Source organism: Sphaerobacter sp. (assembly GCF_019683595.1).
Classification (GTDB): Bacteria; Chloroflexota; Chloroflexia; order Thermomicrobiales; family Thermomicrobiaceae; genus Sphaerobacter.
The window spans coordinates 1-6,515 of sequence record NZ_JADGHZ010000190.1 but is presented as its reverse complement, the minus strand read 5'-3'; the positions used below and the strand labels follow the sequence as shown (position 1 = coordinate 6,515).

Annotated in this window: 4 protein-coding genes; all 4 read right to left on the bottom strand. The window is 68.7% G+C overall.

The genetic code is table 11. From position 1 onward, the window contains the following. Window positions 1-57: 57 nt before the first annotated feature. The 4 genes from lon to IRZ30_RS14710 all read right to left on the bottom strand — a co-directional run bounded on the left by lon (window position 58) and on the right by IRZ30_RS14710 (window position 6,395). A complete protein-coding gene (gene lon, locus IRZ30_RS14725; protein WP_294086228.1) occupies window positions 58-2,505 on the bottom strand; it encodes an endopeptidase La in 2,448 nt (815 codons plus the stop codon). Between the two features lie 369 nt (window positions 2,506-2,874). Then, window positions 2,875-4,116 carry an MFS transporter gene (locus IRZ30_RS14720; RefSeq protein ID WP_294086227.1) on the bottom strand — a complete coding sequence of 414 codons (1,242 nt, stop codon included), beginning with the start codon at window positions 4,114-4,116 and terminating at the stop codon, window positions 2,875-2,877. Window positions 4,117-4,165: 49 nt separating this feature from the next. After that, window positions 4,166-4,654 carry an acyl-CoA thioesterase gene (locus IRZ30_RS14715; RefSeq protein ID WP_294086226.1) on the bottom strand — a complete coding sequence of 163 codons (489 nt, stop codon included), beginning with the start codon at window positions 4,652-4,654 and terminating at the stop codon, window positions 4,166-4,168. Window positions 4,655-5,381: 727 nt separating this feature from the next. Further along, window positions 5,382-6,395: a sialidase family protein gene (locus IRZ30_RS14710; protein ID WP_294086225.1), complete on the bottom strand. Its 1,014-nt coding sequence runs from the start codon at window positions 6,393-6,395 to the stop codon at window positions 5,382-5,384. Window positions 6,396-6,515 lie beyond the last annotated feature (120 nt).

Genomic DNA, 6,515 nt, shown 5'->3' with positions numbered 1-6,515 from the left:
TCCGGGGGGGGGGGGGGGCCCACCGCGCCCCCGGCCGCCCCCCGCGCCCGTGGTCAGCTATGCCCCAGCGACGGCGTCCTGGACGGGTAGCTCCGGGAGGCTCCCGACGTCCGGCTGGGTGGCACTCTCGTTCAGCCGCTTCTCCAGCGTCGGGTCGATATCCTCCTGCGCCGCGCCGAAGTCGATGGCCTCGGCGATCACCTGGTCCATGTTCTCGACCCAGATGAACTCCATGTCGGCCGCGATCTGCTCCGGCACCGTCACCAGGTCGCGCCGGTTGTCCTCCGGAGCGATCAGGCGCCGGATGCCGACGCGGTGGGCGGCGATGGTCTTCTCCTTGAGGCCGCCGATGGGCAGCACGCGGCCGCGCAGGGTGATCTCGCCCGTCATGGCGATGTCCGACCGGACCGGGTGCTTGGTCAGCGCCGAGATCAGCGCGGTGGCCATGGTGATCCCGGCCGACGGGCCGTCCTTGGGGATGGCGCCCTCGGGCAGGTGGATGTGCAGGTCGTGCTTCTCCTGGAAGTCGGGCTCGATACCCAGCTTGTCGGCACGTGAGCGCGCATAGCTCAGCGCCGCGCGCGCCGATTCCTGCATCACGTCGCCGGCCCGGCCGGTGATCGTCAGCGAGCCGCGACCGGGCATCACCGCGACCTCGACCGGGATCAACTCCCCGCCGACGTCGGTCGTGCCCAGGCCGATGGCCACGCCGACCTGGCTCTCGCCGATCTTCGGATCGAAGCCATACCGCTCCGGCCCGAGGTAGTCCTCCAGCCGCGCCAAGGTCAGCCGCACGCGCTTCGTCCGGCCCTTGACCACCACATCGCGCGCCACCTTGCGGCAGATGCTGGCGATCTGGCGCTCCAGGTTACGCACGCCCGCCTCGCGGGTATAGCCACGGATGATCCGCATCCAGACCTTCTGCGGGATCTCGATCTGGTCGGGCGCCAGCCCGTGCGCTTCCAACTGCTTCGGCAGCAGGTGCCGGCGGCCGATCTCGATCTTCTCGTGCTCGGTGTAGCCGCTGATCTCGATGATCTCCATCCGGTCCCGCAGCGGCTTGGGGATGGCATACAGCGAGTTGGCCGTGGCGATGAACATGACCTTGGACAGGTCGTACGGCAGATCCAGGTAGTGGTCGTTGAAGGCGTGGTTCTGCTCGGGGTCCAGCACCTCCAACATCGCCGCGGCCGGGTCGCCCCGGTAGTCGGACGCCATCTTGTCGATCTCGTCGAGGACGATCACCGGGTTGATGGTTCCAGCCGTCTTCATCGCGCCGATGATCCGGCCCGGGAAGGCGCCGATGTAGGTCCGCCGGTGACCGCGAATCTCGGCCTCGTCGCGCACGCCGCCCAGGCTGACGCGCACCAGCTTGCGGCCCATCGCGGTCGCGATTGAGCGGCCGAGGCTGGTCTTGCCGACCCCCGGCGGGCCGACCAGGCAGAGGATCTGGGCACCGATCGCGCCCCGCCCCTGGGTCAGCTTCCGCACGGCCAGGAACTCGATGATGCGCTCCTTGACGTGGTTGAGGCCGAAGTGGTCGGCGTTGAGCACCTGCTCGGCGTGTTCGAGGTCGAGGTTGTCCTCGGTCATCTCGGTCCAGGGCAGGGCGAGCAGCGTGTCGATGTAGTTGCGCACGACTGTCCCCTCGGCGGAGACGGTCGGCATGCGCTCCAGGCGCGAAACTTCGCGCAGCAGCTTCTCCTCGACGTCCTGCGGCAGCTTGCGCGCGCGGATCTTTTCGCGCAGCGCCTCCATCTCATTGCCGCCCTCGCCCGAGAGTTCGTCGTGGATCGCCTTGAGCTGCTCGCGCAGGAAGTACTCCCGCTGGTTCTTGTCGATCTGCTCCCGGACCCGCTCCTTGATGCGCTGCTCCAGCGACGCCAGGTCGAGGTCGGTCGCGAGCTGCACCGCCAGCATCTCGAGCCGGTTGAGCGGGTCGAGGTTCTCCAGGAACGACTGGCGCTGGCTCGCGTCCCGAATCAACTGCGTGGTCAGCAGGTCTGCCAGGTGGGAGGGGTCATTGAGCCCCCGCAGCATCTCCATGACATCGCTGGAGAAGGTGTTCTTGGCTTCCTGGTGCTGGCGGGCCAGGTCCTGAACGTAGTGGACCAGGGCCTGGGCCTCGGGGGTGAGGGTCACCCGCTCCACGGCCGGCTCGGCCCGGACGGTGTAGAACGGGCGTGGCCCATCAAACTGCAAGATCTCAACCCGTGAGAGCCCTTCCAGCGCCACCTGGATATTGCCGCCCTGCTGATGCTCGATCGAGACGATCTCGGCCAGGGTCCCGATCTGGTACAGGTCATCCGGACGCGGATCGTCGACCGATGCGTCCCGGTGTGCCACCACCACGATCCGGCGGTCGCGGCTCATGGCTTCTTCTACCGCCTGGATCGAGCGCGTTCTGCCGACGAGGAGCGTGACCACGTTGCGCGGGAAGATCACCACGTTCTTGAGCGGCAGCAGCGGGTAGCGCACCGAGTACATGTCGTAGCGGCTGACCATAGATGAAGCCCTCTTCCAACAGGTTTGTTCGAGTGTGGGCAGTCCGGCGGGGGCGCGAACAGCGCCGGGCCAAAGCTCCGGCCAGGGACAGCGCGCCTCAAACCGGTTCTGCGATACCGCTATCCTACCACGCTCGGTCCCGGGAGGCACCCAGGGTCGTTTATTATGTCACGAAGTTGAAACGGGTGCCAATGGCCGATCCCCATCGGCCGTCCCCCGACACCCACAGTGTACGTGACTGGGAGGCACGAACCCAACCCGCATGGCGAGCCGATAGCCAGCTTCTCCGGCCCGGTCGATCGCCTCCACTTCACGCATCAGTGCTCTCCATCTAGAACGTATGAAACGCCGAACGGTGACTGGGTGACGTCACCGGTGCGGTGAGATGCGATCCACACTTCTGGCGGGCTGGGCCACGCCGGAAAGCTCTGCCACGCGTTTCTGATGCGTCTCGCGGACGAAGAAGGCCAGGGTTCCGGCGGCAATCAGCCCCAGCCCCGCGGTCGCGCCGGCCGTGAGCGCCAGGCCGATCAGATCGGCGACCTGCCCCACCGCCAGCGGCGCGATCGCTTGTCCGGTATCCCCGATGAAGCGCCAGATACCGAGAAACTCCCCCGTGCGCCCCCGGGGCGCGAGATCGGCACCCAACGTCATCATCGTCCCGGAGCCCATCCCGTTGCCGAAGCCGAGCACCAGCGCGGCGGCCATCAGGGTCCAGTAACTGTGGGTGAAGGGGACGAGTGCCATGCCCAGCCCCATGACGGTGAAGGACGGCACCGCCGCCGCCTTGCGCCCGAACCGGTCCATCACGATCCCGGCCGGCACGAAGAGGAGGACATCGACCAACGACGAGGCGCTCACGATCTGACCGACCTGAAAGTCGTCCAGGCCGAGGGAGGCGGCGTAGAGCGGGATGACGATCTGCCGCGAGGCCCGGATCATCTGCCCAAAGATCTGTGCCGTCCCGGCGGCGACGACGTTCCGTTGGTTGCCGGCCACCGCCTCGCGCAGCACGGAGAGGTCGAAGCCATGCCGGGCGGCCGGGGCGGTCCCGGGCAGGTCACGGACGAAGAAGACCGCAACCACGAACGCCAGCCCGGCCAGCGCCCCGGCCACGATCAGCGCCGCCGGCAGGCCGTACAGCTTGCCGATCAACCCTCCGATGGCAGGCCCGGTGAAGGTGCCGAGCCGGTTGATCCCGCCGAAGACGGAGATGACCCGCCCGCGCGATGCCGGAGGCACTGCCTGGCTGATGTAGGCATGGCGGGAGAGGCCCCAGAACGCGGTGCCCACGCCGGCAAAGAAGCGATAGACGATCAGCTCGGGGACCACGTGGGCTAGGCCGAGCGCGGTCGTAGCAACCGCGAACAGACCAGCCCCCAGGAGCATCGCGCGCCGGTAACCGATACGGGGCAGCAGCAAGCCGGTGGGCAAGTCGAAGAGCGTGGTCCCGATCCACGCGGCGGCGACGACCACACCGGCCATGCCATACTCCCCGCCAAGACGCGTGACGTAGACCGGGAGCACCGGAATCATGACGCCCTGGCCGAATGCCAGGAGCAGTGTGGGGATATAGACCGACAGGACCAACCGGCGGTGCTCCGACGTCATCGACGCTGGGTTCCCTTCCCCTGCGCGCGGCCCTGCCCCCCGCAGGCTGTCATCCTAACCGGCGGGCGCGGCGGGCCTCGGCCTCTTCCCAGCGACGCCGTTCCTCCTCCGTCCGGACCAGGAGCGGCGGCACCGGCGTCGGCCGGCCCTCGTCGTCCAGCGCGACGTAGACAAGGTAGGCAGTGGAGGTACGCGTGACCCGCCCGGTCGGCACGTTCTCCGCCTCGACGACCACCTCGACCTCCATGCTCGTGCGGCCGGTCCAGGTGAGGCGGGCGTGGAGCATAACGAGGTCGCCGACGTAGACCGGGTGGAGGAACGTCATGGAGTCCATCATCACCGTGACGACGCGCCGCTGCGCATGGCGTGCCGCGGCGATGCCGCCCGCGGTGTCCACGAGCTTCATAATCGTGCCGCCGTGCACGTTCCCGGCCGGGTTGGCATCGGTCAACAGCATGAGCTGCGCCAGGGTCGTCTCGCTGGCGCTGACCGGTCGGGGCGATAGATGCGACTGGTCGGGACAGTCCTCGGTCGTCATAGCATCCCTCAGCCTAGCCCGACCACGCCCCACGGGGCAAGAGGTGAACCTGAAGAAGCGTTATGCATCGAGCATCCGCGCGAGCGGCAAACGCCCGTAAGGAAAGCCGGAGCCCGGTGGCGATAGGCCCCGCTCCGGAGGCATGCCTCCCAGGCGATGGCGTCCCATGCCGGGCCGCCGTCTCCCAACCGCAGCCACGGTGTTCACACAGCACTGTTCGGCGACGTCAAACGCTGCCCACCAGAACACGCGACCTGCTCACACAGCTTGCCGATGGGAGAGCGGCATGGATGTGCCGCTGGTTTCGGCAGCTCGGCATTTGTGACAGCTCTAACAGCAAAACCGCGTGGTGTCGAAAGGAAGATTGGAGTATTCGGGGGCTATGCTGAGAACGACCCGATCACTCCCCTTCCCTGGCGCCCGACGCCGCGGCCACCAGCGTTGTCGGGCGGATTCCCTCCCCGTACTGGCGCCCGGTGTCCTCCTCGCGGCGACAACCGGGCGCCCCCTTGATCGGGACCTTTTTGAACGCGGTGCGTCCAAGACTGCCCCCGCCGGATACGAAAGGCCCTCACGCCCCGTCCGTGCCTGAGACAGGTGGTACGCGGATCCCCACGCCGTGGTAGGTGCCGGGGGTTAGCCCACGGCAGCTTTCGGCCCGGGCACGCACCACGGCGTGGGATCCTCACACCACTCGCCCCGGAGCACGCCCTTCAATGCCCGGCTCTCACCCGGCCAGGAAGGAGACCGATTCGACCCGGGCCGCGACGTTCGCGGGCAGGGCCGAGCGCCAGTGCCAGGCGCCGGGGTCGGCGGGCTCGCCAACGAGCAGCCGTCCGCCGGAGCAGATCGCCCAGATCGTGTCGTCCGGCGCCGCCAGGAAGAGCTCGACCATGTCCTCCATCGGCGTGTCGATGCCGGCTCCGGCCGGCTCCCAGGTGTCGCCTCCGTCGGCCGAGACCACGATGCGGCCCATGCGCCCGACGTGCGGTGCCGGACCGGCGAGCAGCAGGTCAGGCCGCGTCGGCGGGACGATCGTGGCGCGCGTGTAATCCGTCTCTATCTTGGTCCAGGTCGCACCGCCGTCGCGGGAGCGGGCGATGCCGCCGTACTGGGGCGCACCGTTGCCGCGCGGTTGCGACTTCAGCGCGGCGTAGCCGAGCGAGGCGTAGAGGATCTGCGGGTCCGAGGGGTGGCCGCCGATGTGGTGGATGTCGTGGTCGGGCCCCACGTCGACGTAGGCCCAGGTGACTCCGCCGTCGCGGCTCTCGATCAGCCCGCCGACTTCGACCGATGCCAGCAGGCGCTGGCGCTCACCCGGCGGCGAGTAGATGTTGCGCACCGCGCCGGCGCGCGGCGAGTAGGGCAGGAACCACTCCTCGCAGCCCGGTAGGTCGCGGATACCCGCCAGCTCCTCCCAGGTGCGGCCGTCGTCCTGACTGCGGAAGATCCGCCCCGGTTCGGTGCCGCAGAGCAGCGCACCCGTGCGGGTTGGATCCGGGGTGATGGTGCGCGCGGCGGGCGCCGTCATCCCGCCGTCGACCGGGTTCCACGTGTGGCCGCCGTCGCTGCTGCGGAAGAGGCCGTTGCCGTAGCTCCCGGCCAGGAGCACGGTGTCGCCGCGTGCGTCGCGAAGCGCATAGACAGCGCTGATCCGCTGGTCGTCGAGCCCGAGCGGCTCCACGCCGGAGGTCGTCAGCCGGACGACGCCCGCGTCGGTCCCGAGGTACGTCTCGAACATGGGATGCTCCTTCTCGTCGCCGCGTGCGGCTCGGTTGGATACCCCGATTCTACGTGACCGCGGGACAGCCCTCACCCCCTGTCCCCTCTCCCAGCTCTGGGAGAGGGGACAGGGGGTGAG

Bases quoted from the DNA above. Each gene is read 5' to 3' on its own strand.
- IRZ30_RS14715 (WP_294086226.1), bottom strand. From the start codon at position 4,654: ATGACGACCGAGGACTGTCCCGACCAGTCGCATCTATCGCCCCGACCG.
- IRZ30_RS14720 (WP_294086227.1), bottom strand. From the start codon at position 4,116: ATGACGTCGGAGCACCGCCGGTTGGTCCTGTCGGTCTATATCCCCACA.
- IRZ30_RS14710 (WP_294086225.1), bottom strand. From the start codon at position 6,395: ATGTTCGAGACGTACCTCGGGACCGACGCGGGCGTCGTCCGGCTGACG.
- lon (WP_294086228.1), bottom strand. From the start codon at position 2,505: ATGGTCAGCCGCTACGACATGTACTCGGTGCGCTACCCGCTGCTGCCG.